24 protein-coding genes are annotated in these 23,352 nt (G+C 46.9%); 1 reads left to right on the top strand and 23 read right to left on the bottom strand.

Features of this window, described 5'->3' with window-relative positions:
• The 13 genes from KSZ58_RS06830 to KSZ58_RS06770 form a co-directional block, all read right to left on the bottom strand.
• Complete coding sequence (locus KSZ58_RS06830; protein WP_008819308.1) at positions 1-1,038, bottom strand: DUF1700 domain-containing protein; 1,038 nt, start codon at positions 1,036-1,038, stop codon at positions 1-3.
• Positions 1,025-1,354, bottom strand: a complete 330-nt coding sequence (locus tag KSZ58_RS06825) for a PadR family transcriptional regulator (protein WP_002608762.1) — start codon at positions 1,352-1,354, stop codon at positions 1,025-1,027. Before KSZ58_RS06825 ends, KSZ58_RS06830 begins: the two co-directional genes overlap by 14 nt.
• Before the next feature lie 178 nt (positions 1,355-1,532).
• Positions 1,533-2,849: a GGDEF domain-containing protein gene (locus tag KSZ58_RS06820; RefSeq protein ID WP_009269211.1), complete on the bottom strand. Its 1,317-nt coding sequence runs from the start codon at positions 2,847-2,849 to the stop codon at positions 1,533-1,535.
• A 1-nt stretch (position 2,850) separates the two neighbouring features.
• Positions 2,851-4,416 (bottom strand): diguanylate cyclase domain-containing protein, encoded by a 1,566-nt coding sequence (locus tag KSZ58_RS06815; protein WP_022300728.1) that lies wholly within the window; start codon positions 4,414-4,416, stop codon positions 2,851-2,853.
• A gap of 171 nt (positions 4,417-4,587) precedes the next feature.
• Positions 4,588-5,100 carry a dUTP diphosphatase gene (locus KSZ58_RS06810; RefSeq protein ID WP_008819311.1) on the bottom strand — a complete coding sequence of 171 codons (513 nt, stop codon included), beginning with the start codon at positions 5,098-5,100 and terminating at the stop codon, positions 4,588-4,590.
• 85 nt (positions 5,101-5,185) lie between these two features.
• Positions 5,186-5,323: a hypothetical protein gene (locus KSZ58_RS06805; RefSeq protein ID WP_009588382.1), complete on the bottom strand. Its 138-nt coding sequence runs from the start codon at positions 5,321-5,323 to the stop codon at positions 5,186-5,188.
• 7 nt (positions 5,324-5,330) lie between these two features.
• On the bottom strand, positions 5,331-7,166 hold the full coding sequence (locus tag KSZ58_RS06800) for an ABC transporter ATP-binding protein (RefSeq protein WP_021420230.1): 1,836 nt from the start codon (positions 7,164-7,166) through the stop codon (positions 5,331-5,333).
• Positions 7,132-8,946, bottom strand: a complete 1,815-nt coding sequence (locus KSZ58_RS06795) for an ABC transporter ATP-binding protein (RefSeq protein WP_008819314.1) — start codon at positions 8,944-8,946, stop codon at positions 7,132-7,134. Before KSZ58_RS06795 ends, KSZ58_RS06800 begins: the two co-directional genes overlap by 35 nt.
• A gap of 93 nt (positions 8,947-9,039) precedes the next feature.
• Entirely contained in the window at positions 9,040-9,297 is a 258-nt protein-coding gene (locus KSZ58_RS06790) for a TIGR03905 family TSCPD domain-containing protein (RefSeq protein WP_002608758.1), read from the bottom strand.
• A 28-nt stretch (positions 9,298-9,325) separates the two neighbouring features.
• Positions 9,326-9,820: a Gx transporter family protein gene (locus KSZ58_RS06785; protein ID WP_008819315.1), complete on the bottom strand. Its 495-nt coding sequence runs from the start codon at positions 9,818-9,820 to the stop codon at positions 9,326-9,328.
• Positions 9,820-10,200 carry a NusG domain II-containing protein gene (locus KSZ58_RS06780; protein ID WP_008819316.1) on the bottom strand — a complete coding sequence of 127 codons (381 nt, stop codon included), beginning with the start codon at positions 10,198-10,200 and terminating at the stop codon, positions 9,820-9,822. Before KSZ58_RS06780 ends, KSZ58_RS06785 begins: the two co-directional genes overlap by 1 nt.
• 142 nt (positions 10,201-10,342) lie before the next feature.
• Positions 10,343-10,762 carry an FMN-binding protein gene (locus tag KSZ58_RS06775; RefSeq protein ID WP_008819317.1) on the bottom strand — a complete coding sequence of 140 codons (420 nt, stop codon included), beginning with the start codon at positions 10,760-10,762 and terminating at the stop codon, positions 10,343-10,345.
• A 51-nt stretch (positions 10,763-10,813) separates the two neighbouring features.
• The gene (locus tag KSZ58_RS06770) at positions 10,814-11,986 is read right to left on the bottom strand and encodes a CapA family protein (RefSeq protein ID WP_161128974.1); all 1,173 of its coding nucleotides are present in this window, start codon (positions 11,984-11,986) and stop codon (positions 10,814-10,816) included.
• Positions 11,987-12,050: 64 nt separating this feature from the next.
• Here KSZ58_RS06770 and KSZ58_RS06765 point away from each other — a divergent pair, with 64 nt between their 5' ends.
• Entirely contained in the window at positions 12,051-12,188 is a 138-nt protein-coding gene (locus KSZ58_RS06765; RefSeq protein ID WP_009588378.1) for a hypothetical protein, read from the top strand.
• A gap of 289 nt (positions 12,189-12,477) precedes the next feature.
• On the opposite strand, the gene KSZ58_RS06760 is transcribed toward KSZ58_RS06765, so the two are convergent.
• The 10 genes from KSZ58_RS06760 to KSZ58_RS06720 all read right to left on the bottom strand — a co-directional run bounded on the left by KSZ58_RS06760 (position 12,478) and on the right by KSZ58_RS06720 (position 23,348).
• Positions 12,478-12,900, bottom strand: a complete 423-nt coding sequence (locus tag KSZ58_RS06760) for a hypothetical protein (protein ID WP_008819319.1) — start codon at positions 12,898-12,900, stop codon at positions 12,478-12,480.
• A 154-nt stretch (positions 12,901-13,054) separates the two neighbouring features.
• Complete coding sequence (glpK, locus tag KSZ58_RS06755; RefSeq protein ID WP_161128975.1) at positions 13,055-14,536, bottom strand: glycerol kinase GlpK; 1,482 nt, start codon at positions 14,534-14,536, stop codon at positions 13,055-13,057.
• Between the two features lie 208 nt (positions 14,537-14,744).
• On the bottom strand, positions 14,745-17,330 hold the full coding sequence (locus KSZ58_RS06750; RefSeq protein WP_009269217.1) for an ABC transporter permease: 2,586 nt from the start codon (positions 17,328-17,330) through the stop codon (positions 14,745-14,747).
• Positions 17,327-18,019 carry an ABC transporter ATP-binding protein gene (locus tag KSZ58_RS06745; protein WP_040014014.1) on the bottom strand — a complete coding sequence of 231 codons (693 nt, stop codon included), beginning with the start codon at positions 18,017-18,019 and terminating at the stop codon, positions 17,327-17,329. Before KSZ58_RS06745 ends, KSZ58_RS06750 begins: the two co-directional genes overlap by 4 nt.
• 106 nt (positions 18,020-18,125) lie before the next feature.
• A complete protein-coding gene (locus KSZ58_RS06740) occupies positions 18,126-19,229 on the bottom strand; it encodes an RNA-guided endonuclease TnpB family protein (protein WP_009269219.1) in 1,104 nt (367 codons plus the stop codon).
• Positions 19,201-19,629: an IS200/IS605 family transposase gene (tnpA, locus tag KSZ58_RS06735; protein WP_002606802.1), complete on the bottom strand. Its 429-nt coding sequence runs from the start codon at positions 19,627-19,629 to the stop codon at positions 19,201-19,203. Before tnpA ends, KSZ58_RS06740 begins: the two co-directional genes overlap by 29 nt.
• A gap of 450 nt (positions 19,630-20,079) precedes the next feature.
• Positions 20,080-21,084 carry a sensor histidine kinase KdpD gene (locus KSZ58_RS06730; protein ID WP_009269220.1) on the bottom strand — a complete coding sequence of 335 codons (1,005 nt, stop codon included), beginning with the start codon at positions 21,082-21,084 and terminating at the stop codon, positions 20,080-20,082.
• On the bottom strand, positions 21,074-21,757 hold the full coding sequence (locus KSZ58_RS06725) for a response regulator transcription factor (protein ID WP_035303550.1): 684 nt from the start codon (positions 21,755-21,757) through the stop codon (positions 21,074-21,076). Before KSZ58_RS06725 ends, KSZ58_RS06730 begins: the two co-directional genes overlap by 11 nt.
• 520 nt (positions 21,758-22,277) lie before the next feature.
• A complete protein-coding gene (locus KSZ58_RS23160; protein ID WP_021420236.1) occupies positions 22,278-22,406 on the bottom strand; it encodes a hypothetical protein in 129 nt (42 codons plus the stop codon).
• A 246-nt stretch (positions 22,407-22,652) separates the two neighbouring features.
• A complete protein-coding gene (locus KSZ58_RS06720) occupies positions 22,653-23,348 on the bottom strand; it encodes a DinB family protein (RefSeq protein WP_161128977.1) in 696 nt (231 codons plus the stop codon).
• Positions 23,349-23,352: the final 4 nt, after the last annotated feature.

Genomic DNA, 23,352 nt, shown 5'->3' with positions numbered 1-23,352 from the left:
CTACCCCCTTCTCCATAAGACGCTGTACAGCAGTGACAGGAAGCCTCCGGTTGCCACCAATGCACCGATTACGATAAAGTAGGCGCCAAACAGGGTCAGTCCTTCAAAGCTGAGCACGATCATGGCCCCCAGGGCGCAGCACAATGCCACAATGATACCGACAAAAGGAATCATCATCAGACAGAAGAATATCCGCATCAGAATCGTCGCAACACTTGTTACACCGCGTTCCATGTGATCACCTTCATAGCTTCGGCGATATTCTCTTCTGCGGGGTTCCTCATACATGCTTTCATCCTCATATTCATCATCCGTTTCGCCACGCTGCGTATCTCTTTCCTGATATTTTATATCATCTCGCTCATCATATACCGTTTCGCGACGCGTGCTGCGATCGTTTGTAAAGGAATGAACCGTCTTCTTTGCCTGATCAAAATCAAAGCTTTCCTTGAAATCATCAAATACACTGGCTCCCTCCCCGTTTCTCGAATGACTGCGATAGCGGTTCAGCCGCTTTGTACACAGGTTGACCAGCACGACAACAAAGATTGCCACATAGGCGACACCGATAATAAATTTCCATATCGCCGCCAGCAGACTCCCGATTCCAAAGCCCGCCACGGAATGCAGCAGGCTGCTTCCCAGAGAAGAAATCATACGGAACGGAATATGCAGAACAGCCAGCAGAATCAGTATCACCAGGATTTCAAACACCAGGCGTACGACATCATCCATCTGCAGGGAGGTAAAGGAGCCCAGAAACCGCTGAAAGCCGTTGAACAGATCATCCATAAAACGGTTCAGCTTGGTATCGAAGGAGCGGTTGACACGATCCGTATTGATTTTATAGGCATCCAGAATATCATCCACCAGTTCATCGATATTTCCAAAATCCTCAATCGCCTCTTCCTCCGATTTCCCCTCTTTCATTTTCATTTCAATATGCGTGCGGTACTCATCAATGATATCACGTCGTTCCCTTTCATTGATCACATCCAGCTTGCGATCCAGCAATCGCAGAAATTCATCTTTCGTCATCGATTTCACTCTCCTTTATAAATCTGCTGACCTGTTCATGGAATTCATTCCATTCCTGCAGCAGCTCCGTTGTCCTCGTTTTTCCATTCCCGGTTATGCGATAATATTTTCGCGGAGGTCCCTCCGTGGATTCACTGAGGTAGGTTTCAAAATAGTGCTCATTGGTCAGACGCTTCAACAGCGGGTAGATGGTCCCCTCATTCACATTGATAACCTTACTGACCTCGGACACCAGCTCATATCCGTACATATCCTTTTTATATACGCAAAGCAGCACAATCAGTTCCAGAACACCCTTCTTGAATTGTGTATTCACCAGCATCACCTCCACTATTATAATACCCTTAGTACTTTGCATTGTCAAGTACTAAAATAAAAGTAATACTGTGGATTGCAGAATAGAACAGATCATATACAAAAAAAACTACAGGCTATCCGACAGATATACCTGTAGTCCCTTCGTATATGAATAAAACGATACTCACCGTCCAGATTCAGGAATGCAGATCATACAATGCATTTAATCGCATCGATGCAAGCTTCAAAAGCTCCTCTGCATCTGTTTTCTTTGCCACACAGCGGACAATAGCGCTTTTCGGTTCCACAAAGACCTTTTTCCCTTGTATTTTCTTTTTCCAGAATAGCTGAAGTATAAAGTCCTCGATTGCCTCCATTGCCTTTTCGCTCCTCGTATCTTCGAAGATTGCTATGACGAATTCCTCTTCACTCAGACGTGCAGCAATACTTCCCACAGGCAGATGCTCCTGAACACCCTGCTGTATGATTTGCAAATATGCCTGCATTTCCTCCATACTGGAGTTTTTGCACAGCTTATAAAAATTATACAGCTGAATATACAGTACAGATACCTCCTTGTCCCCCTGCATTTGTTTCGCACGCTTCATAAAATAGAAGAATCCCTCACGAGTCAGCAGGCCGCTGTCTGCATCAGTATAGGATTCCCTTATCAATTGCTTTTTCTGTACATGCACACGCAGTGCGAGGTATACAAGGGCGAGGATGAGCAAAGCATTGAGTAAGCATATGCCGTTGATTGCAAGCTTCACGGAATAAGGCAGCCAACCATTCTCTGGCAGAATGCTGAGATTCCATGTCGCAGGTAAGCTAACCTCCAGCTTTACAGCCTCGGAGAAATCAACACTCGGATCAGACACCCTCACAACCGTCTTTTTTTCACCAAGCGCATTTACTCTCCACAGCTCATACTCATAGCCTCTTTTCTGGAGATATTCCAGATTCATGGCTTTTATAAGATACGCACTATCCACTGCCGCGATAATCTCTCCCTTGTACTGATTATTTTCATACAGCGGCTCAATAAAGAGAAATACCTCCTCCTTTGTCGAAGACAGTTTCTCCGGTCCGGCAATAACTCCGTCCTTTATCACCTTTGCAAGGGTATAGCTATAGGATACATCATGTAATTTCATGCCGATTGCCGATTTGTATTTCTCCCTCGGATAAATTGCCTGTAAGGTATCCTGCTCAAAGTAGGACAGAAAACGGATTTCGGCATGGTCCTTTTGAAGCTTCGCTGCCTTCTCTTCAAACAGTGTCAGATTTGTTTTCTCCTTTGTATTCAGTGCAAACATCAATTTGGATGCGAAATTCTCTGCCTCCAATTGCTGTATCAGATGCTTGCCGAAAAGCTCAATGACGGTTTCCGCAGCCTGCCGCCGTTTGCTGATCAATGCTGCCTGTATGCTTTTTCCGGTATGCAGACTCAGCCCCAGTACAAGAATAACCAAGAGAAGTACGGGGAGTTTTCTCTTTAATGACATCCGCCTCATATCAGGACTCTCCCTTCAGAAAGAGGGAATACGCTTTTTTGCCATGCCGCTTTACATCATACAGGGCCTTATCCGCCTTTGCAATCAGCACATCCAAAGAATCTGTTTTGTTCCAGATACAGGCACCGATACTGCAATGCACGGCCACAGCTTTCTGTCTGACAGCGATTGAGAAATTCAGTTTTTCAACAAGCTCGGATAATACGGCATGAACCTCCTGTGCGGTATCTACATCGTTTAAAACAAGAATGAATTCATCTCCGCCATAGCGCCCGACAATGCCCTCGTATTTCATTTCGTATTCCCGTAGAATGGAACCGATTTTTCTTAAAGCACTATCACCTGCCTGATGCCCGTGTGTATCGTTTAGTGTTTTCAGGTCATCAAGATCAACAAAGCAAAGTGTCATACAGCTCCCGTATTCTCCACTCTCCAGCAGCTTCTGCATCCTGCTTAGGAACACCGTTCGCGTTACGACGCCGGTCAATCCGTCCCGCAGCCCTGTACTGCTCATTTGCAGTAAATCATCATAATCCACTTGCTCGGGAATGCTGTTCTTGTACAATTTCCGCTCCATCCTGTGGACGGCAGCTACCATGCTTTCCATATTCGCTTTTTGCTGCCGGCTGTATGCTCTCACCAGCAGATAAAGAGAGAGTGTGATTGCAGCAGTGATCGCAGCAATCAGCAGCAGATGGGGCAGCATAGCTGAAAACAGGCGAAAGAAGTCGATTGTTATCAGAATATCCCAATTCGTATTTTTGACAGGACCGTATGCAGTATACATCAGATTTCCGTCTTTTCTACTATAGAAAGCGCCGGATTCACGCGCCAGCAGTTTAGTTTCCAGCGTATCCGTCGTCATACTGTACATACGGACATCCTGCAGTTGACCCACGTAGGAGGAACCATAGGATAACCCATTTGTCGATGACATGATCTGTCCCTTAGAACCGATCAGAACAGCTTCGCTTTGATTTGCGGATGCCGCCTTTTTCAATAGCTCTACGGTATCATCAAAATATATCGAGCAAAACAGGCTTCCGGTCATAACACCGTCCTGAAGCAGCGGAACAGCAACCGTATAGTTCAGGGTAACGCCGTCTGCACCGGCAACAAAGCTGTCGGTAACAATCGGCTGCTTTGTGGCATACAGCTTCTGCATATGCTCACGAGCAGCCAGACTGGCCGGTTCCTCCCCCAATGTGTAAACCTGTATATCCTCATCAACGTAGCAGATAAACATATAGCCGAACTGTGTATTGATGCTGTCCAGCTTTTCCACCTTTTCCTCCCATTTTACAGAGGGATCATAAAATTCAGGAAGTGCCGCAAGTGAGTTTAAAAGCTTCAGGGATTCATCAATCCGCTGCGATATCTGCGCTGCTGCACTTTGCTGTGCCGCCTGCGCCGAATGCTTCATCGAACGAATCGTCAGCAGGGATCCCGCGCATATCACCAGAAGCAGATACAGCATCAAAAAAAGCAGAAAATAGGTACGAACCGGTGTAAACGGGAGGATTCGGCTTTCCTGCTTCTGCTGTACCTTTCTCTTGATTTTATGCATACATATTCACCTCATAGCCTTTATTTAATAAGTATAACATGTCTGTCACACGATACACCATGTTTCCATAAAACTTTACATATATATTTATTTATACTCACAATGTGTATGCGTACTTGCTGTACACATATCGCACAAAGCAAAAAAAGCTGCAGATTCAATGTCCTGCAGCTACTCATTCGTACTCCCAAAGCCGCCGTTTCGCTGCTTTTGCACATCATCATCCTCACAAATGCCAAACGGAAGAAAAATCCCCTGCGCAAAGCCGTCTCCTTTGCGAATCTGAACGGTTTTTCCCTCTGTGGAATCGTTCATCATTTTTATGAAGATATGCCCTTCGTTGTCGCTTTCAAAATAATCGCTGTCAATAATTCCTACCGTGTTGTTAAACTGCAGACGATAGGTAAAGCCCAGCGAGCTGCGGGGAAACAGCTGCAGCACCCAGCCCTCCTGAATTTCCGCACGGATACCGGTTGGTATTTTTATCGTTTCCCTTGGTTTCAGGGAAACTGCCGCAGGTGCAAAAAAATCATAGCCGGCTGATCCCTTTGTCGCACGCACAGGCAGCCTTAACGCCTCATATATTCTCTGAATTTCTGCCGCATCGGTCCCGGGAAATGCAGTGCCCCAGTCCTTCTCAAACCGCTGCATGCTCACCTTATGAAATTTCGCTATTTTCTCCATATCGGATACCTCCTTACATTCCTATTTATTCTACCACAGAAACCATACTGTTTACCTGCTGTATATATAAATTTTCAAGCAGACTCTATCCTGCTGGATAACAGCGCCACCGTGCTTCCATAGCCTCCCAATGCCGTGTTTCTGTATGCAAAACAGGCACAGATTCACCCATTGCGGTAATCTGTGCCTGCAGATAAGGATATCTGATCAGCATCTGTTTCATACAGGTATCATTCCATACAGCGCTGTATGCGCTCCTGGCGATACTGAGAAGTAAACAATTCATAGTAATATCCCTGCTTTGCCATCAGCTCCTCGTGTGTTCCCTGCTCGATGATCACCCCGTGCTGCAGCACGACAATGATATCCGCTGAAACAATCGTACTCAGACGGTGCGCAACCACAAAGCTTGTACGACCGTGCAGCAGCTGATCCATCGCATACTGGATCGCCTTTTCACTTTCAGTATCAATGGAGCTTGTCGCCTCGTCCAAAATTACGATAGCAGGATCACACAGCATGGCTCTTGCAAAGGAAATCAGCTGCTTCTGTCCGGTTGACAGACGATCTCCGCCCTCACCGACTTCAGTGTCATAGCCCTTTTCCATACGGCTGATGAAGTCATGTGCCTGAATCAGGCGGGCAACCTGCTCCACCTCTTCATCACTGGCGTCTCGACGGCCATAACGAATATTATCCCGTATGGTGCCGCTGAACAGATTCGGCGTCTGCAGTACATAGCCGATATGGGAATGCAGCCAGCCCACACTGCGCTCTCTTAAATTCTTGCCATCCATAAGGATACGTCCCGAGCAGGGCTCATAGAAGCGACAGAGCAGATTGACAATGGTGCTTTTCCCGGAACCGGTTTCCCCAACCAGAGCTACCGTCTGTCCTTTTTTCACTTGCAGACAGAAATCACGCAGAACGGGCTCATTTTCATAATAATAGAAATTTACATGGTCAAATACCACATCCCCGTAAAGGGGTTCGTAGGCATCTGTATGCTCCTTCAGCAGGGTTCCATAGCGTTCGATGACATCCGGATAATCCGTGATTTCGATTTCCTCCTCCAGCAATGCAACCACGCGCTCCGCACTTGCCTGCGCCATCTGTATCTCCGCAAGCACACGGGCAATCTGCTTCAGCGGATCAAAGAACAGCTGCGCATAGTTGATAAACATCGCCAGTGTTCCAAACTGAATGGTTTTCAAAAGCACCTGCTCCCCGCCCACATACAGCAGCAGGGCGATAACGACAGCGGACAGCAGATAAACGATTGGCTGAAAGATGGCATTGATTCGCAAGGCCCGCATGCTGTAGCGCTTCATATCATCGGTTTTCTTTTGAAATTCATTGTAATTCTGCTGCTCAATGCCCAATGTCTTTGTTGTCTTGGCACCGTTGATCCCTTCCGCAAAGGAAGCGGTAATACGGGAATTGGCTTTTCTTGACTGCCGCTGAGCAGAGAGGATGCGGCGCTGAAAATACAGGGAGACAAACCAGAGCAGCGGTACAACCACCAGTACACACAATGCCATCTGCCAGTTGACAAGCAGCATGACAACACTGATTCCCAGCATGACGAAGATCCCCCACACCACATCGACAAAGGCCCATGCCAGCGTTTCTGCCAGACGCGCCGTATCCGAGGTGATTCTGGCCATCAGCCAGCCGTTTGCAGTGCGGTCAAAATAGGAAAAGGTCTGCTCCTGCAGCTTGCGAAAGCACTTCTCCCGCAGATTTTTACCAAAATCACTCTCCACCCTTGCGGCAAGACGGAAAAACAGGTATACCAGCAGACACTGAGCCAGTATCATTCCGACATAAACAAGGATGAATACCGGCAGGGTATCTGCGCCTGTTTGATCATCGACATACGTATTCAGGGCGTAGCGGTTCAGCAGCGGCATGATGACATCGGTAACCGCCAGAATGGTGTTAAAGAATATCAGCGGAATCACACTTTTCTTATGCTCCCACAGCAGCTGGAAAACCTTTTGCCATGTACCGCGGTCGAATACATCACTCTCAAACTCCTGCTCCTTCATGATGCGCTGTGCCATATGCCTCACCTCCCTCCTTCTGAATTTCATAAATTCGCCGATACAAGCCGTCCTGTTTGATCAGCTCCTCGTGCGTTCCCTCCTGTACCAGACGTCCATGCTCTAAAACAAGAATACGATCGGCGTTCTGTGCGGAAGCCACACGATGAGTGATCATGAGCATCGTCATGGAATAGCGGATATCCTGCAGGGCTTCCTGTATCATCGCATCCGTTTTCATATCCAGTGCGGACAGAGAATCATCAAACACCATGATCGGACTTTTCGCCAGCAGGGATCGTGCAATCGCCACACGCTGCTTCTGTCCCCCGGACAGGGTAACCCCCTTTTCTCCAACCATTGTTTCATAGCCCTGATCAAACTCCTCGATATCATTGTGAATACAGGACATGCGGGCAGCCTCCACCACATCCTCCTTCATCGCATGATGATCGGACAGATGGATATTCTCATAAATCGTCTTGGAAAACAAAAACGGTTCCTGCAAGACGATCTGCACATGACGGCGCAGCCATGATTTGGCGATATCGCGCAGCTCCACACCGTTGATGGTTATGCTGCCCCGATCATAGTCATAGATGCCGCTCAGCAGATGCACCAGACTGGATTTTCCGCTCCCCGTCGGCCCCATGATGGCAATACGTTCTCCCTCACGAATGGTAAACGACAGATCATGCAGCGTATGCCGGCTTCCATCCTCATAACGGAAGCTAACATGATCGAAGCAGATATTTCCGCTGATATCCGGCCGCAGCCCGCTCTCCAGATCCTCTGCCTCCTCCTGCAGCACCTCCTCGATTCGTGTGATGGAAACGCTGACCTTACCAAGATCGGACAAAATCCTTCCAAGCTGACGCAGCGGCCATACAATGGTACTCTCATACATCACAAACACAAAGAATGTACCGACACTCAGCTCTCCCTGCAGCGCCATACCGATACCGAAAACAATCATGACCAGAATCTGCATCTGTCCCAGAAAATCCGTACCGCTCCAAAACAGTGCCAAAGCATGCATCAGATCGAAATATTTTTTGCGGTATGCATCATTTGCCTCCTCAAATTTATCAATTTCATGCTGCTCCTGATGAAACGCCTTTACCACACGCATGGCATTCAGATTTTCCTGCAGCACGGTGGTCATGGAGCTTTCCGCCAGATCGCATTCCAGAAAAATTTTCTTCGCTTTGGAAAAGAATACATAGCTGGCAATCAGAATCAGCGGAATCAGTGCAATGGATACCAGTGTCAGCTTCACACTGCGGCTGAACAGAATGAGTGATGCAAGCGTGACATTCAAAATCGCAAACAGCATCTCGGAAAACTGATTCGCCAGAAATCTGCGCACCGTTTCGATATCCGAGGTGCTTCGCTGAATCAAATCCCCGCTGTCCCTGCTTTTATGATAGGAAAACGGCAGCTTCTGCAGATGGTCATATAAATCATTGCGCACATTCAATGCCAGTGTTTCCGCGACATTACCGGCATGCATACTTCTGCGGTTGATCGCAAAGGCTACCATCAGATAGCTTCCCACGACCAGCGCGGAACCAATCCACAAATGAGACTGCAACGCCTCCATACCGCCTGCCATATCCACCAGCTGCTGTAAAAAAGCATTGTCAAACGGCACTCCCTTGATGACATTGTCAATCATCCAGGAAATGATCAGCGGCGCTGCCAGCATAAACAAGGAATATACAGCCACATCCAGCAGAATCAGTACAAACTGATAACGGTACGGCCTTACATATCTCCATACAAATCGTATTTTTTTCATAATCCCCTTCCTCTCTATAAACGAAAAAAATAGGCAATAAGCCTATTTCCCTTATGCCTTCACAGCCCTGTGCCACAGGCACAGAGATCCTGCCTATCCCAGCTTTCTGGCGTATTCACTCAACGCCTCTGCGATCTGATCCGGGCAGGATGTCGGCTTCGCTCCGCAGCGAACCCCACGAAATGCATCCAGTACTTCACTTATTTTTTTATCTTTTATAATTCTCGAAATGCCCAGCAGGTTGCCGGCACAGCCGCCAACGATGGTTACATTGCGAATGATATCGCCGTCCATCTCAAAACGCATTTCTCTTGAGCATACGCCCTTTGGTCTATATACAAATGTTTCCATATCCAATTTCCTCCTCAATCAACCGCAATCATTCTATGTGTATTCGTTTCAGAACCGCTTTTGCGACATGTGCCACAAACAGTCCGGTCGGGATGCCCAGCAATATCAGTACCGGCAGGATTGCCTGCATGAAGAACTGCTGGTAAATCAGCGTTACCGCAATGACCTGTCCGATCGCATGGGCGCTGCTTCCCGCAACACTGACACCATAGATACTCATCGGTGTTTTTCTGGCAAGGATACAGGCCAGTGTCGACAGCAGTACGCCGCACATCGACAGCCAGAAGCCGGTGCCAAACAGCATCCCTCTCAACAAAGAGGCCAGTACAACCCGCATGATGTTGACCGACAGCATCACCCTGGCATCAAACAGATAATACGCGATCAGGCCGACAATATTGGCCAGACCCAGCTTGAATCCCGGTACCGGTACGGGCACGGGAATCATGGATTCAATCATATGAAAGAGAATACTGACAGCCGTCAGCATTGTGATCGTTGTCATCCTCTGTGTGCGGCTCATCACTGTATCACCGTGTCCACATCATCATCTCGCACATCGCCTGCTTCAATTTGTACGACGATATTGTTGGGCAGACACACAATCGGACGATTGGCATCCTCCACCCATCCCTGAATGGAACAAAGATGATTGGGACTGTTTTCCTTTTCCACACGAACACGTTTATCCTTTACCTCCACCTGCACGTCGCCGAGTGTTCCCTTTACGGTATACACATCGTTGAGTGACAGGCTCTTTCTGAGTATTTCACGATCCTTATAGCTGACAACAACTTCCTTTTCCCGCCCTGCATCACGGTATGCGCTCCAGATCAAAGGGACATACAGCAGACAGGCACAAACTGCGACGATCATAATAAATAGTTTATCCGCTTTATTCATAGATCCTCCAACATTCTTATATTATACCCGAGAGAAAACGCTTTGCAAACCTTTTTCGTGAAAGAATGCAGAAGCTGACACCATTTGAAAGAAAAAAAGATATCTGCATCGGCTATTTTACAGCCCGCAGATATCCTGTTACCTATTTTGCATTTTTCTCTGCATCCTGAATGGCTTTTATAAAGCCGTCCACGCTGATGGTACAGCCGCTTCTCACATCATTATTCTCTGCCTTGCCATCCTGATTGAGCTTGATTTTATCGATGCCGTGCTTTTCGACATATTTTTCAAAGAAGGCAATCTGTTCATTCCATTCCTTTTTGATCGGACTGGCCTGCTTCATACCATAGTCCTCACCGAGCTCTTTTTTGGTCTTATCCTTTCCCTTGGCGGTTTCATCGATTTCGACCTCGGCAATCTTATCATTTTTCAATTTGACTCTGGCTGTTGTCTTTTCCCCGCTGTCATTCGTATAGGTTCCCGTACCTTCCTTTTCCACGCTCTTTCCGCCGCAGCCGCACAGCAGTACGGAAAGGCCCAGCATCATTACCTGCTTTTTCATGCATATCATCCTTTCGCTGCTGTTAGTATGCGATCATTTCACCCGTTTATACTACTGCCATGTGATTTCACCGTCATACAGCTGCTTCAGCTGTTCCCTGAGCCATGCATAGGTAAAATCAGCGCTGACGGTACGCTGACCATGCTCTGCCGCCAGCTCCTCGCTATAGGAAGAAAACGGAAGCAGCTGAAAGTTATCATAGGAGGCATCGAAGTGATTGACGATCGGTATCATTTTTTTATTTTTCACTTCTGTTTTTCCTGTTTCTGTATGAAACTCCACATCACATTGCACGATACCGCCGATTTCATACATATTGGTAAACTGCTCGCTGGCACGGTCAACCCCCATAGCCGCTGACACAAAATTACCGAGAGAATACATAACAAAGGTTTCCTTTCCCTGTGCATTCGTTAAGGTCTCCACCCTTTGCAGACAATGCGGATGGTTACCGATGATGATATCCACGCCCTGCTCATTGAGAAAGACTGCTGCATCGCGCTGTGCAGCATCCAGCTCATAGGTGAATTCGGTTCCCCAGTGCATCGCCGCAATCACCACATCCGCTTGCTCTTTTGCTTTCCGCACATCCTTTGCCAGCTGCTTTTTACAGCGGTCGTCAAACACATGCCCCTCATTGAGAAAATGATTGACCGCAAAGCCGTTTTCAGTGTCAATTGGCTGATTGGTGTCGTAGGTATAAGCGAGAATCGCAAACCGTACCCCGTTTCGTTCCACGACGAGAATATTATCCCGCTGCGCCTTATTTTCATAAGCCCCGGTTGTTCGGATACCGGCGTCCTCCAGATTCCTTTTGGTGTTCACGATTCCCTGCATCCCACGATCATAGCTGTGATTATTGGCGAAGGTCAAAACATCAAAGCCGATCTCTGGAAACTGTTTGGCGATTTCCTCAGGCGCATTAAAGGTATAGTCACTGCCTGTGATTCCCAGCTCACGGCCGCCGAGCACAACCTCCTGATTCCCGATGACAAGATCGCTGTCCAGATAGGGGGTTACCTTGTCAAAATAGTTTTTAAAGCTGCATCCCTTTCCCATCCAGTTGTATAATGCGTCCTCCATCAGGATATCTCCGGTAAAGCTCAGTGATACGCTGCGGACTGGATGTTCCTTTTTCGGCTTTGGCTGTGGCGCCGGTTGCTGTCTGCTGCAGCCGCCAAGCAACATAGCCATCATACAGCACAGCATAAGTATTTTTTTCATACAGATAATTTCCTTCCCTTTTATTTGTACATTATAGTATAAAAGAACGGCTCTGTTAAGAGAAATGGCACACAAACAGCGAAAAATCACCTGTCTGAAAATCGGTTCTATGATTACGTGCATGCATGTCATGCGTGTACTTACATTGAGACAGACCATGCCCAAAGCAGCTGATAAAGCAGCCGCAAACCGTGTATCATAAAAGGAGGCGTAGATTGGCGGTACCCTTTTGTAACATTTTAACAAATAACAGGCAGAAGTCCCCTATCTCTGCGACGATAAGCAGATGGTGGGATGAATGCAGCCATTTTCCTTTATCCTTCACACAGGATAAACACGATTAAATTTCTTAGATTCAAAAAAAGTAAAAACATTTGCTATATACAGCTTTAAAAATACGATGAATCCGATTGCAGACAGGAAGCTGAAATCCGGATTTGCACAAAAAAAAGAACGAAGATAGCTGGTATCTCCGTCTTTCACAGGCTATTTTATTTTGCGTTGTCCTTTGCGTTCTTTGCCGCATCCATCAGATTTTTCACATTGATGGTGCAGCCAGCCAGAACATCGTCATTCACAGGATAGCCTGCATCATTCATTTCGACCTTGTCCAGACCGTTTTTCTCAATGTAATTCTCCAGGAATTCCACCTGCTCATCCCATTCCTTTTTCGCTTTCTTGCTTGCGGCCTTCATTCCATATTTGTCGCCAAGCTCTTTTTTGGATTTTCCCTCTTTTGTTTCGTCAAGATTGATGGCAACGACATCATCACCCTGTACCGTGATTTCAGCAGTCGCGTAGTCTCCATTCTTGTCTTTTGCGGATTCACCGTTTCCTTTTTTTTCAGGCTCGGAATTACCGCCGCAGGCTGCTAGTAACATCGTCATTGCTAGTAGTACTGTGAGTTTTTTCATCGTAATATTCTCCTCCATGTGGCTGTATGATAACAGCGCTTTGATTGTCCCTCATCGTATGATATGATGCTGGCAATCCTATGGTAACAGATAGGATAAAGAATCGTCAACTGTTTTGCTCATGTTTTCACAAGTTAATATTTTCCAGTAACCATCAAAAGTCAAGAATCGCATGGATTGCTTTGTTCCAGCCCTGCAGACAGTCTGCTCTTTGCTGCGCATCCATCTGTGGTGTAAAGCGCCGTGATACCTGAAACTGGGAACGGATTTCTTCCTTGGATTTCCAAAAGCCCATGGCAAGCCCGGACAGGTAGGCAGCCCCCAGTGCAGTTGTTTCACTGATGGTGGAGCGTACAATGCACGTATCGGTGATATCACTTTGAAACTGCAGCAGATAATCGTTGCGGCTGGCACCACCATCCACCTGCATCTGTGCGATGTCCAGTCCGCTGTCCTGCTTCATCGCCTGGAGTACATCATTGGTCTGATATGCCAGAGCTTCCAGCGTAGCACGTATGATATGCTCCTGTGTTGTGCCTCTGGTCAGCCCAAACATACCGCCCTTTACCTGCGGCTTCCAGTATGGAGCACCCAGACCGGTAAAGCTCGGTACGACATATACACCGTCACTATCCGCAACCTGCAGGGCACGCTGCTCGCTTTCCGCACTGCTGTGCAGAATTTTCAGGCCGTCGCGAAGCCACTGTATGGCAGCTCCTGCGACAAAGACGCTGCCCTCCAGAACATAATCCGTCTCCCCCCGGATTCTCCAGCCAACACAGCTGACGAGCCCGTGTGCGGAGTGAATCGGGCGCTCCTTTGTATTCATCAACAGGAAACAGCCGGTTCCATACGTGTTTTTTACATTTCCCGCATCAAAGCAGGTCTGTCCGAACAGGGCCGCCTGCTGGTCACCGATCAATGCCGCAACCGGAACCGGATGATCAAACACACCACTGGTAACCCCGTACACCTCACTGGAATCACGGATTTCCGGAAGCATACAGCGGGGAATATTCCATAGCTTCAGCAGCTCCTCATCGTATTGCAGCGTCTTCAGATTCATCAGCATCGTTCGGGACGCATTGGATACATCACTCATATGCTTCGCTCCCTTGGTCAGCTTCCACAGCAGCCAGGTATCCATGGTTCCGAACAGCAGCTCCCCTTTTTCCGCACGCGCTTGAGCACCCTCCACATGATCCAGTATCCAGCGAATCTTACTGGCAGAGAAATACGGATCCAGAAGCAGACCGGTTTTTTCGCGAATCATCCCCTCCAGCCCCTGCTCCTTCAGCTTTTGGCAATAGGTGTCCGACTGACGGGACTGCCAGACGATGGCGAAATATATCGGCTGACCGCTCTCCTTATCCCAGACAACTGTCGTCTCTCTTTGATTGGTGATGCCGATGGCAGCCACCTGGGTATCCCTTACACCGGTTTTGGCCAGCACCTCAAACATCACACCGATGGTACTTGCCCATATATCGTTTGCGTTTTGTTCCACCCAGCCCGGATGCGGATAATAATTTTCCAGCTCCTTTTGCGCTACTCCGACGATGTTGCTGGCTTTATCAAACAGAATGGCGCGGGTACTGGTCGTTCCCTGATCAATCGCCATAATATAGGATGTCATATAAGCTTCCTCCTTCGTTATTTTCTTTCATTATACCATAGAATGATAGCGGTTTACACAGGATTCCAAGGTCTCTGTTCACCCTTTTTCAATTTCATGAACAAGGAAGCTTTATGGATTCACCAACCGATACCTACAGCTGCATTCGCGATAACCGGATTGCTTTCCCTATTCCTGACAGGGATGTATCCAACGGCATACAATCCGGTCATATGCTTTCCTGTCGAATCGTTTCCATCAGATTATCGTGCTTCATCGCCTGCAGTGCCAGGCGCATGCTCATAAACAGCAAAGCCGCCAGCAGAAGGATGATAAACAGCAGTCCCTGCCACGGAAATGCAAAGGCAAAGGCGAAATTACGCTGCAGAACTGCGTACACACCGTAGATGACAAGCAGTGTAAGCGGTATGCCAAACAGCATGGTCCTGCCCAGATATTGCATAATTTCCATACGGATCATTGCGCGAAAGGCGCCCGGTGTGATTCCTATGGATTTCAGCATGGCAAATTCCCGTCTGCGCAAGGCGATTCCTGTGGAAATCGTGTTATAAATATTGGCTGCGCTGACCAGCAGGATCAGTGCCACAAAGCCATACAGGAAGACATTCAGAAACAGCGACAGCTGATTCTGCCGATCCTTCAATGCCCGGATATTGCTTTTGAAAATCGTTCCTGCCGGATGCTGAGACTGCAGCTGTGTCAGCTCATTTTCCAGTGCATAGGGCTGAGAGGAGCGATACTGAAACTTCATGGAAAGCATGTCCTGTGTAAGCTGCAGCTGTTTTTTCAAAATCCGCATGGACTGCTCATTCGTTATCAGATAAATCGTATGAATATCATCAACATTGGCCGGCATAAACCATGGATGCACTTCACTGACTGCCGCAACATGTATCGCTGTTTCATAGGAGCGCTTATCCATAGCGGCCTGCAGCGTCATTCCCTTTTCCGCATTCTCCAGCAGCCGGTAATCGGTAAAGGTATTCTCTTTTTTGCAGGTCAGCTTATTCAGCAGGATCGCCTGAGCATCACTGCCTGTAAAGTCTTCCATAGAAGCATTGACCTCCCCGGCATAGCGGGCAAAGCTCTGATCATTCAAAGCGATAATCTCAAAAGACAAGCGCTGCTGCGGTTCATCAAAATGCCGTCCCTGCTCATCCAAAAGCTGCTGCAGCTGATCGCTGTAGGCTGCGGTCGAATGATCCTGCAGCGTCACACTTTCCATATAGAGAAACTCTTCGGCAGAGGGAAGCCGGGACAGCTGTTCTCGTATCGCATCCCCTTCCGGCTGGCTGTATCCATTCATTCCTCCGGTTACATCAGCCGGTATTTCCCCCTGTGCCATTGAAAAGGCCTGTGAAATAAAGGTGGAAAAGCTGTAAGCTGTCATAAAGAGAACCATACTGATAATCAGTGAAAACAATGTGGCATAATAGCGGTGTCTGCTTCGCTTCATGTTCTTTGCACCCAGCGCGGCGGAAAAGCCGAACCACTTGCGGATCCAGCGTGTCCTACGCACATCCTTTACGCGGATACTGACATCCTGATTCTGCCGCAGCGCATCGATCGGTGTGATACGCGAAGCACGCCGTGCTGGCAGCCAGGCACTGATCAGCAGGACGATAAAGGAAAACAGAACGGAAACCAGCACACTCTGCCAGGTAATGACAAGCCTCAGCTCCACCATGGTTTCAAACATCCCCTGAATCAGCGGCTGGATGCAAAGAAAGGTGATACCGATCCCTGCATAGCCGCATAGAATACCGATTGGAATTGCAAAGGCACCAATCACAAACGCTTCAAAGAAAACGGAGGAGCGCTTCTGTTTCTGCGTAGCACCAATGCTGGCAAGCATTCCCAGATAACGGCTTCGCTGTGATAACGAAATGGCGAACGCATTGTAAATCAGAGAAATCGAGCCGATCATAATAATGAGAGCCACCATCCCCGTCGCAAGCGTAATTGTCGTCATAAAACCGTTATCGTCATTGATACCGTAAAACATCAGCAGCGTATTGTTGGGATTGATCTGTACATCCTGCAGACCGTAATCCTCTGCAAGCTGCTGTGCATCCTCATAAATGGATGCAGTTCGCTCCTTCATCGTAAAGGAAATGACATACCGGTTTTCCAAAGTCCCCTCATTTCCCTGAAACGGCAGATAAAAGGCATAGTTCTGGCTTCCGAAATGCACCTTTCCATCATCCATAATACCGGTGATACGAAAGGTACGCTCCCCGGTTTGATGAAAGCTTTCACCTGTCGCATCATCCGAATTCCATTGGGAATATGACCGGCTTCCATCCTTTTGTAGCGTATAACCGATAGGCAGAGTTATACTGTCTCCGATTTTCCAGGCGGTACCGCTTGTTTCCATAAAGCTTTCCGACAACAGAATTTCATTCTTTTGGCGCGGGAGCGTTCCCTTCACCAGCTGCAAGGCATTCAGATGCAGGTGCTCCATATCATAGACCTGAAGCTGTATATATTGTCGCTGCGCATCCTTTACATCCTTCAAGAATGCACAGGTATCGTGATAGGAAATCAGACTTTCCTTTATGCGGGAGTCCTTTACCAGCTTTTCTGCCTGTTTGGCAGGAACATCATAAAATTCCATTTCAAAATCTCCGAAATTGGAACGGGCATTGCGCAGCATCAAATCCTGAAAGGACTGTGCGATGGTTGAAACGGCCGCAATCATGGCAACAGACAGGATAACACCAAAGATGGTGACCATCGTTCTGCGCTTAGCGGCCTTCATGCATTTCCATGTCACCTTCTGTATGATATTCATCGGCGAATCACCTCATCACGCACAATGTGACCGTCCTCTATTTTTAAAATCCGATCTGCCTGCAAAGCAATGCCTTCATCATGTGTGATGATGATCAGTGTCTGGTGAAGCTCATCATGCAGGCGCTTCAGCAGGTCGATGATTTCCCTGCTGTTGGCCCGATCCAGATTTCCGGTCGGCTCATCCGCCAGTACGATGGCCGGAGATGCCATCAGTGCACGACCGATGGAAACGCGCTGCTGCTGTCCGCCGCTGAGCTGGCTGGGCAGATGCTGTAATCGCTTCTTCAGCCCCAGTGCCTCTACCATGCTGTCCAGCTGCTGCGTATTGACGCTGCGATTATCCAGCAGCAGGGGAAGTGTGATGTTTTCTTCCACATTCAGTACCGGAATCAAGTTGTAAAACTGATAGATCAGACCAATCTGTCTTCTGCGAAAAATCGCCAGTGCGGTTTCATCGAGTGCATACATATCCTTATCACTCACATACACCTTGCCGCCGGTTGGCCGATCCACACCGCCCAGCAGATGCAGCAGCGTGGATTTACCGCTTCCGCTCGGCCCTACAATGGCGACAAATTCACCCTGCTCCACACAGAAGGACACATCATCCAGCGCACTCACCTGCGCCTCCCCCTGTCCGTACCGTTTTGTTAAATGCTCTACTCGTGACGTACTCTCACCACTTATGCTATGACTAGCATAGAAGTGGGAGCTTCTTGTTCGATAGAACCGATGTCCTAAGCATAAGCAAGCTATCCCCGCTCGTCCAGCGGTTCTTTGTAATCCTTATTTTCTAACCTCTATGTAATCGTATACCTTCATCACGTATATTCTTCGCTGCATTGATATCACGATCCTCTATATGACCACATTTCGGACATTGATAGATTCTTTCATTCAGTCCTATCTTTCTCTTTGCTCCACAGTGATTACATATCTGCGTACTGGCATACCATTTATCGACCTTTATAAATCGTTTTCCTCCATCTTCTAACTTGTACTTCAAATAATTTCTCAAGATGCCAAAGCCATTATCCATGAGATTCTTTCCTAGCTGTAATCCTTGGCTCATAGCTTTCATGTCGATATCTTCTACAACTACCATATCCCAGGAATTGGCTATCTTCCTGCTTTCTTTATGTAGAAAATCTTTTCTTTGCTGTGCTACATGGGCATGCAGCTTGGCTACCTTGTTTCTTTGCTTCTTATAGTTATTACTTCCTTTGACCATCTTGGAAAGTTTGCGCTGTTCTCTTGCTAATCGCTTCTCACTCGCACGATAAAAATGGGGATAGTCACATACCTGACCTTCACTATCTACATATAAATATTTTTGCGAATAATCAAGACCTAACACATGTACCACTTCTTTACTTTCTACTTTATTTTCATATTCAAACAGACATGTCGCAATATAACGGTCCTGCTGTTTGCTTATCGTCACTGCTTTTAAGACCCCCTGTGGTATGCGATGCATATGGATCCTTATATTACCTGCCTTTGGTAAACGTAGATAGGTCGTCTGGTTTTGTATCGTACTAAACAATCGGATATTTCCGTTGACCATATTTGTCGTGTAACTTTGTTTCGCCTGATGCTTTGATTTCCATTTGGGAAAACCGATATCTGTTTCTTTGAAGAACTTTTTGAAAGCAGCTTCTAAATGTAGTTGAGCGTTTGCTAATGCCAAAGAATCTACTTCCTTGAGAAATGGATGATCCTTCTTATAGGATGCAGGTGTCGTTTGCTTCATTTTCTTAGTTTCTTCATAATATTTGATTTTGTCATCTAACATATGATTATACAAAAAACGGACACAACCAAATGTTTTGGTAAAGAAAATCTCTTGCTCCCTGTTTGGATAGATTCTAAACTGATACCCTTTTCTTGACACCATTCTTCTCACCTTGACTTTCGATATAAGCTTTGATGATGTCGGTGGTGACACCTCCTGTACTGATCAAACAGAAGCTCTGACTCCAAAATGCTTCTTTCCAAAGCTTTTCACGAATTTCAGGAAACTCCTTCTTCAATAAACGTGAACTGGCACTCTTATACGCATTGATGAATTTCGTAAGACAAGAGTTAGGGTGAGCAGAGAACAGGATATGAATATGATCGACATCATGATTCCATTCTTGAAGAGAGATGTTATAGGATCTGGCAATATGAAGAAAGATATCTTTTGCACGATCACTGATGACATCATCGAACACACGACGCCGATATTTGGTTGTCATGATCAAATGGTAATGGAGAGCAAACACTGAATGAGCATTACTGTCTAAATCTAGCATAAATACACCTCATCTCATAATATCGACCGAAACTATTTTTATACTCATAGTATACCACAAGGCGGTCTGATTTACCATATTCATAAAGAAAAAGGACAGGACTTACGCATTTATTTGACTTAAGATATAGATGGAAGATTATTCAGGAATTCCTTATTTAACAAAGTCATATCACATATATGTAATTGTGCTCATCTCTTGATTTTTTCACTCAACATGCATAAAAAAGCATTAGCAAAATTTCTCAAATGTTTTTGCTTTTTTTGAATCTAAGAAATTTAATCGTATTTATCCTGTGTGAAGGATAAAGGAAAATGGCTGCATTCATCCCACCATCTGCTTATCGTCGCAGAGATGGGGGAATTCTGCCTGTTATTTGTTAAAAATTCCATAAGCTACCTCCTCCTCTACAGCATACCGCATCGGTATGACACCCTCGTGACGGCGTGCTTACAAAATTGTCACATCCTTGTAAATGCGAATGAGAAAGCAGGCTCCCTGTTCGCTGGCAATCGCCTCCACATCGCCGTTCTGCTGCTGAAAAACCGCCTTACTCATGGCAAGACCGATTCCCGCGCTGTCTATCGAGGCATTCCTTCCCCTGTAAAAGCGTTCAAAAATATGCGGCAGCTCCTCTGCCGGGATCCCCTTTCCGCTATCCTGGATTCGAATACAGGTATGCAGCGGATTATCCTGTACAGAAATATGAATACTGCCCTGCTGCGGCGTATGCTCCACACAGTTTTTCAGTATATTTCCCAATGCCTCCACACTCCATTTCATATCCAGTGTAACCTCCAGCCCCTCATCACAGACGAGTGTACAGGTCTGCTCCTTCAGCTCCATCATGATATGCAGAGGCTCCAGACTTTCCTGCAAAAGCTGATACACCGATAGCTGCTGCGGGTGAAACTGTAAAACCTGCGCATCAATGCGGGATAGCTTCAGCAGTGTGGAAACCAGCCACTCCATGCGTTTCAGCTGCTGGCGCAAAGCATCCGCAAACTGATTGTGCTGCTTTCTGGGTAATTCCTCATCCTGAAGCAGCTCACTCATAATCATCATGGAGGTCAGCGGTGTTTTCAGCTGATGGGAAATATCGGAAAGAGAATCTGCCAGAAACAGCTTATCCTTCTGCAGACTCTCCTTTTGCAGCTGCAGCGTGCGCGTGATTTTATAGAGATCACTGTGCAGTATGCTGAGCTCTCCTTCCCTGTATTGGGGAATATCAAATGCTCCATCGCCCTGATATACTTGCTGTAAATACATTGACAGCTTTTTCAGCTGTGCATAGCGGTACCGGCTGAGCAGCAGATATATTGTAAGAAGCATCCCCTGTGTAATAAAAGTAATCAGCATGGCGGCGGTTGAAATCGGCTGCAAAAGACAGGCGGTAACCAGCATGAGCGCAAGGCTGGCCCAAATTGCGATACGCAGCTCTGTATTACGCAGCATGATGAAGCTCCAGACGGTAGCCCAGCCCCCGCACCGTCACAATGATCGACGGATTCTGCGGATCGCGCTCCAGCTTTTCACGAAGACGTTTAATATAAACGGTAAGTGTATTATCATTGACAAAATCACCGGCAGCATCCCAGATTCCCTCCAGCAGCTGAGAGCGGCTGAGCACCTGCTGAGGATGATTGATAAACACCATGAGCAGACGATATTCCAGTGCAGTAAGCAGCACCTCCTCCTGTTCCCTGTATACCTTTCCCTGTTTAGGATAGATGCTTAGATATTGTATCTGAACAATATCCTCCTCCTGACGGTGATAGCGGCGCTGTACGCTTCGCATCCGGCTGAGCAGCTCATTGATTCGAAACGGCTTTGTAATGTAATCGTCACCGCCCATGTCCAGCCCCATCACTACATTCCCCTCATCATCCAGCGCAGTCAAAAACAGCACCGGCACATCCTGCCGGCTTTTTGCATACGTACAGATATCATAGCCACTTCCATCAGGAAGACCGACATCCAGCAGCAGCAAATCAAACGTCTGCTGATCCAGCTGCTGCAGTGCCGAACGTTTATGGTCGCACCACACCACCTCATAGCCTTCCTTTTTCAATGTATACACAAGACCCATCGCAATGGCCTGATCATCCTCAACAAACAGCAATTTCATAAGCATCCGCTACCTTTCCTTTTCTGTATTATAAAAAATAAATATCACCCTGTCTATGTCTGTGACAAAACTGTCACAATCTGACCTGCTGTACAGATTTTCTATTCCATTTTTTACAGCCTTGCGGCATCGGGATATCAGAATCCGGACAAGCCCAGGGAATGTAGTGCTGATCCTCATGTTCCTCGTTCTAAAGCGCATGCTCAATCATCCTTTATGCTATGGTCACCGCTAAGTGAGTCTTTAAAAGCAGCATAATTGAATGCACTTGATGCTATAGCTCTGCTTGCTGTTTCTAAAGCTGCTGTATTGGAAAATCGGATCGAATCAGCTCTCTGCAATTCTTCATATCATGGAAATCCTTACAATATCATGGAAGGTTTTCTATACTATTTTCCTTCCATAAGTAACTATAAAGGCAGGCAGACACTCGCTAAAAAATATGTCCTCTTCGAGTAAGCTGTATATACCGCAATGCTTTATGGAATGACAAAGACCCTTCCCGTTTTTCCATTCCAGTTCATGCATACAGAAGCAGTCCCACAGCAACCTTTACAGCCTTCTGAGCGGTACGGTTCGTCATACAGAAAACACGCTGTAAAGGCATTTTGAATCCTATACGAAAGTAGAAGCACACATCATTCTTCATGTAACCAGCAGCCCTGCATCATGTTGTCAATAACATGGATATGGATTACCCGGATTTTGTTTATCACAAACGGATAGCAGCTATCCTTGACTCATTCTTCCTTCAGAGTACAAAAAAACGAGAATTCCATTTCCATTGAAAAATACAACAGGCTTGAATTCTCTTATTATTTATCCCCCGAAATCGAATAAGCACCGTATCCTTTCACTATCCGCTTTTTCTATGCACTCCGCTTGCCTTGTATCCTCAGCTGCGATACAGGTGCTTTCTGTTTCTGATTTCCAGCTTCCAGCGACAGCAGTCATTCAGATGCAGCAGAATATGACGGGTCGGCGGCATGAGAAGAATACCGGCAACGTCCTTTTTGCCCCAGAATTCCAAAAGCCATAAGGAATCCGGATGCTCACTTACACCCCCGCATAAACGAATCCGTGCGAGGTCCTGCTGTGAAACGTGACGCTTCATATCCGCAAACGTAAGCTCCTGTACAAGCTGTCTGCTTCTGCGTCCGACTGCATTTCGATATGCCAGCAGCTCAGGAATACAAACCGTTTTACTGAAATCCATGATTTCATCATCCGTTAACGCATTACCTGTATCGTCCAGCCTGATCTGCAATCGCTGCTTCCAATCGGGATTCCATACCTGCTCCTGCCTTGCCACCAGCATATTCATTGTCAGATCCTCAATGCGTGCGATATGCCAGATAACCCAGGCAATTGTTTCCGCTTCCCTTGTCGGCATAATTGCATACTCATATTCCTGTAAATCCTGTAAAAGAGCATCCACCTCATTGCAGGGCATTTCGGAAACCGCGGACGCATGCAATGCCGCATGAAGGGAAAGAAACAGCTCCTTCGCTGCCTCCAGCTCCTGCTCCTTTCGAATCATATGCTGCAGCTTTTTATGCTGTTCACTTAAGCCTTCACCAAAATATTTCATCCTA

Origin of the sequence: Erysipelatoclostridium sp. DFI.2.3, assembly GCF_019132535.1 — a bacterium.
GTDB lineage: Bacteria > Bacillota_I > Bacilli_A > Erysipelotrichales > Erysipelotrichaceae > Clostridium_AQ > Clostridium_AQ innocuum.
This window is presented reverse-complemented; position numbering and strand designations above follow the sequence as displayed.

Bases quoted from the DNA above. Each gene is read 5' to 3' on its own strand.
- KSZ58_RS06740 (WP_009269219.1), bottom strand. From the start codon at position 19,229: ATGGTGTCAAGAAAAGGGTATCAGTTTAGAATCTATCCAAACAGGGAG.
- KSZ58_RS06760 (WP_008819319.1), bottom strand. From the start codon at position 12,900: ATGAAAAAACTCACAGTACTACTAGCAATGACGATGTTACTAGCAGCC.
- KSZ58_RS06730 (WP_009269220.1), bottom strand. From the start codon at position 21,084: ATGCTGCGTAATACAGAGCTGCGTATCGCAATTTGGGCCAGCCTTGCG.
- KSZ58_RS06795 (WP_008819314.1), bottom strand. From the start codon at position 8,946: ATGAAAAAAATACGATTTGTATGGAGATATGTAAGGCCGTACCGTTAT.
- KSZ58_RS06780 (WP_008819316.1), bottom strand. From the start codon at position 10,200: ATGAATAAAGCGGATAAACTATTTATTATGATCGTCGCAGTTTGTGCC.
- KSZ58_RS06765 (WP_009588378.1), top strand. From the start codon at position 12,051: ATGGCACACAAACAGCGAAAAATCACCTGTCTGAAAATCGGTTCTATG.
- KSZ58_RS06820 (WP_009269211.1), bottom strand. From the start codon at position 2,849: ATGAGGCGGATGTCATTAAAGAGAAAACTCCCCGTACTTCTCTTGGTT.
- KSZ58_RS06770 (WP_161128974.1), bottom strand. From the start codon at position 11,986: ATGAAAAAAATACTTATGCTGTGCTGTATGATGGCTATGTTGCTTGGC.
- KSZ58_RS06810 (WP_008819311.1), bottom strand. From the start codon at position 5,100: ATGGAGAAAATAGCGAAATTTCATAAGGTGAGCATGCAGCGGTTTGAG.
- KSZ58_RS06800 (WP_021420230.1), bottom strand. From the start codon at position 7,166: ATGGCACAGCGCATCATGAAGGAGCAGGAGTTTGAGAGTGATGTATTC.
- KSZ58_RS06805 (WP_009588382.1), bottom strand. From the start codon at position 5,323: ATGAAACAGATGCTGATCAGATATCCTTATCTGCAGGCACAGATTACC.
- KSZ58_RS06720 (WP_161128977.1), bottom strand. From the start codon at position 23,348: ATGAAATATTTTGGTGAAGGCTTAAGTGAACAGCATAAAAAGCTGCAG.
- tnpA (WP_002606802.1), bottom strand. From the start codon at position 19,629: ATGCTAGATTTAGACAGTAATGCTCATTCAGTGTTTGCTCTCCATTAC.
- KSZ58_RS23160 (WP_021420236.1), bottom strand. From the start codon at position 22,406: ATGAAGAATGATGTGTGCTTCTACTTTCGTATAGGATTCAAAATGCCT.
- KSZ58_RS06725 (WP_035303550.1), bottom strand. From the start codon at position 21,757: ATGAAATTGCTGTTTGTTGAGGATGATCAGGCCATTGCGATGGGTCTT.
- glpK (WP_161128975.1), bottom strand. From the start codon at position 14,536: ATGACATCCTATATTATGGCGATTGATCAGGGAACGACCAGTACCCGC.
- KSZ58_RS06815 (WP_022300728.1), bottom strand. From the start codon at position 4,416: ATGCATAAAATCAAGAGAAAGGTACAGCAGAAGCAGGAAAGCCGAATC.
- KSZ58_RS06750 (WP_009269217.1), bottom strand. From the start codon at position 17,330: ATGAATATCATACAGAAGGTGACATGGAAATGCATGAAGGCCGCTAAG.
- KSZ58_RS06775 (WP_008819317.1), bottom strand. From the start codon at position 10,762: ATGAAAAAGCAGGTAATGATGCTGGGCCTTTCCGTACTGCTGTGCGGC.
- KSZ58_RS06790 (WP_002608758.1), bottom strand. From the start codon at position 9,297: ATGGAAACATTTGTATATAGACCAAAGGGCGTATGCTCAAGAGAAATG.
- KSZ58_RS06830 (WP_008819308.1), bottom strand. From the start codon at position 1,038: ATGACGAAAGATGAATTTCTGCGATTGCTGGATCGCAAGCTGGATGTG.
- KSZ58_RS06785 (WP_008819315.1), bottom strand. From the start codon at position 9,820: ATGAGCCGCACACAGAGGATGACAACGATCACAATGCTGACGGCTGTC.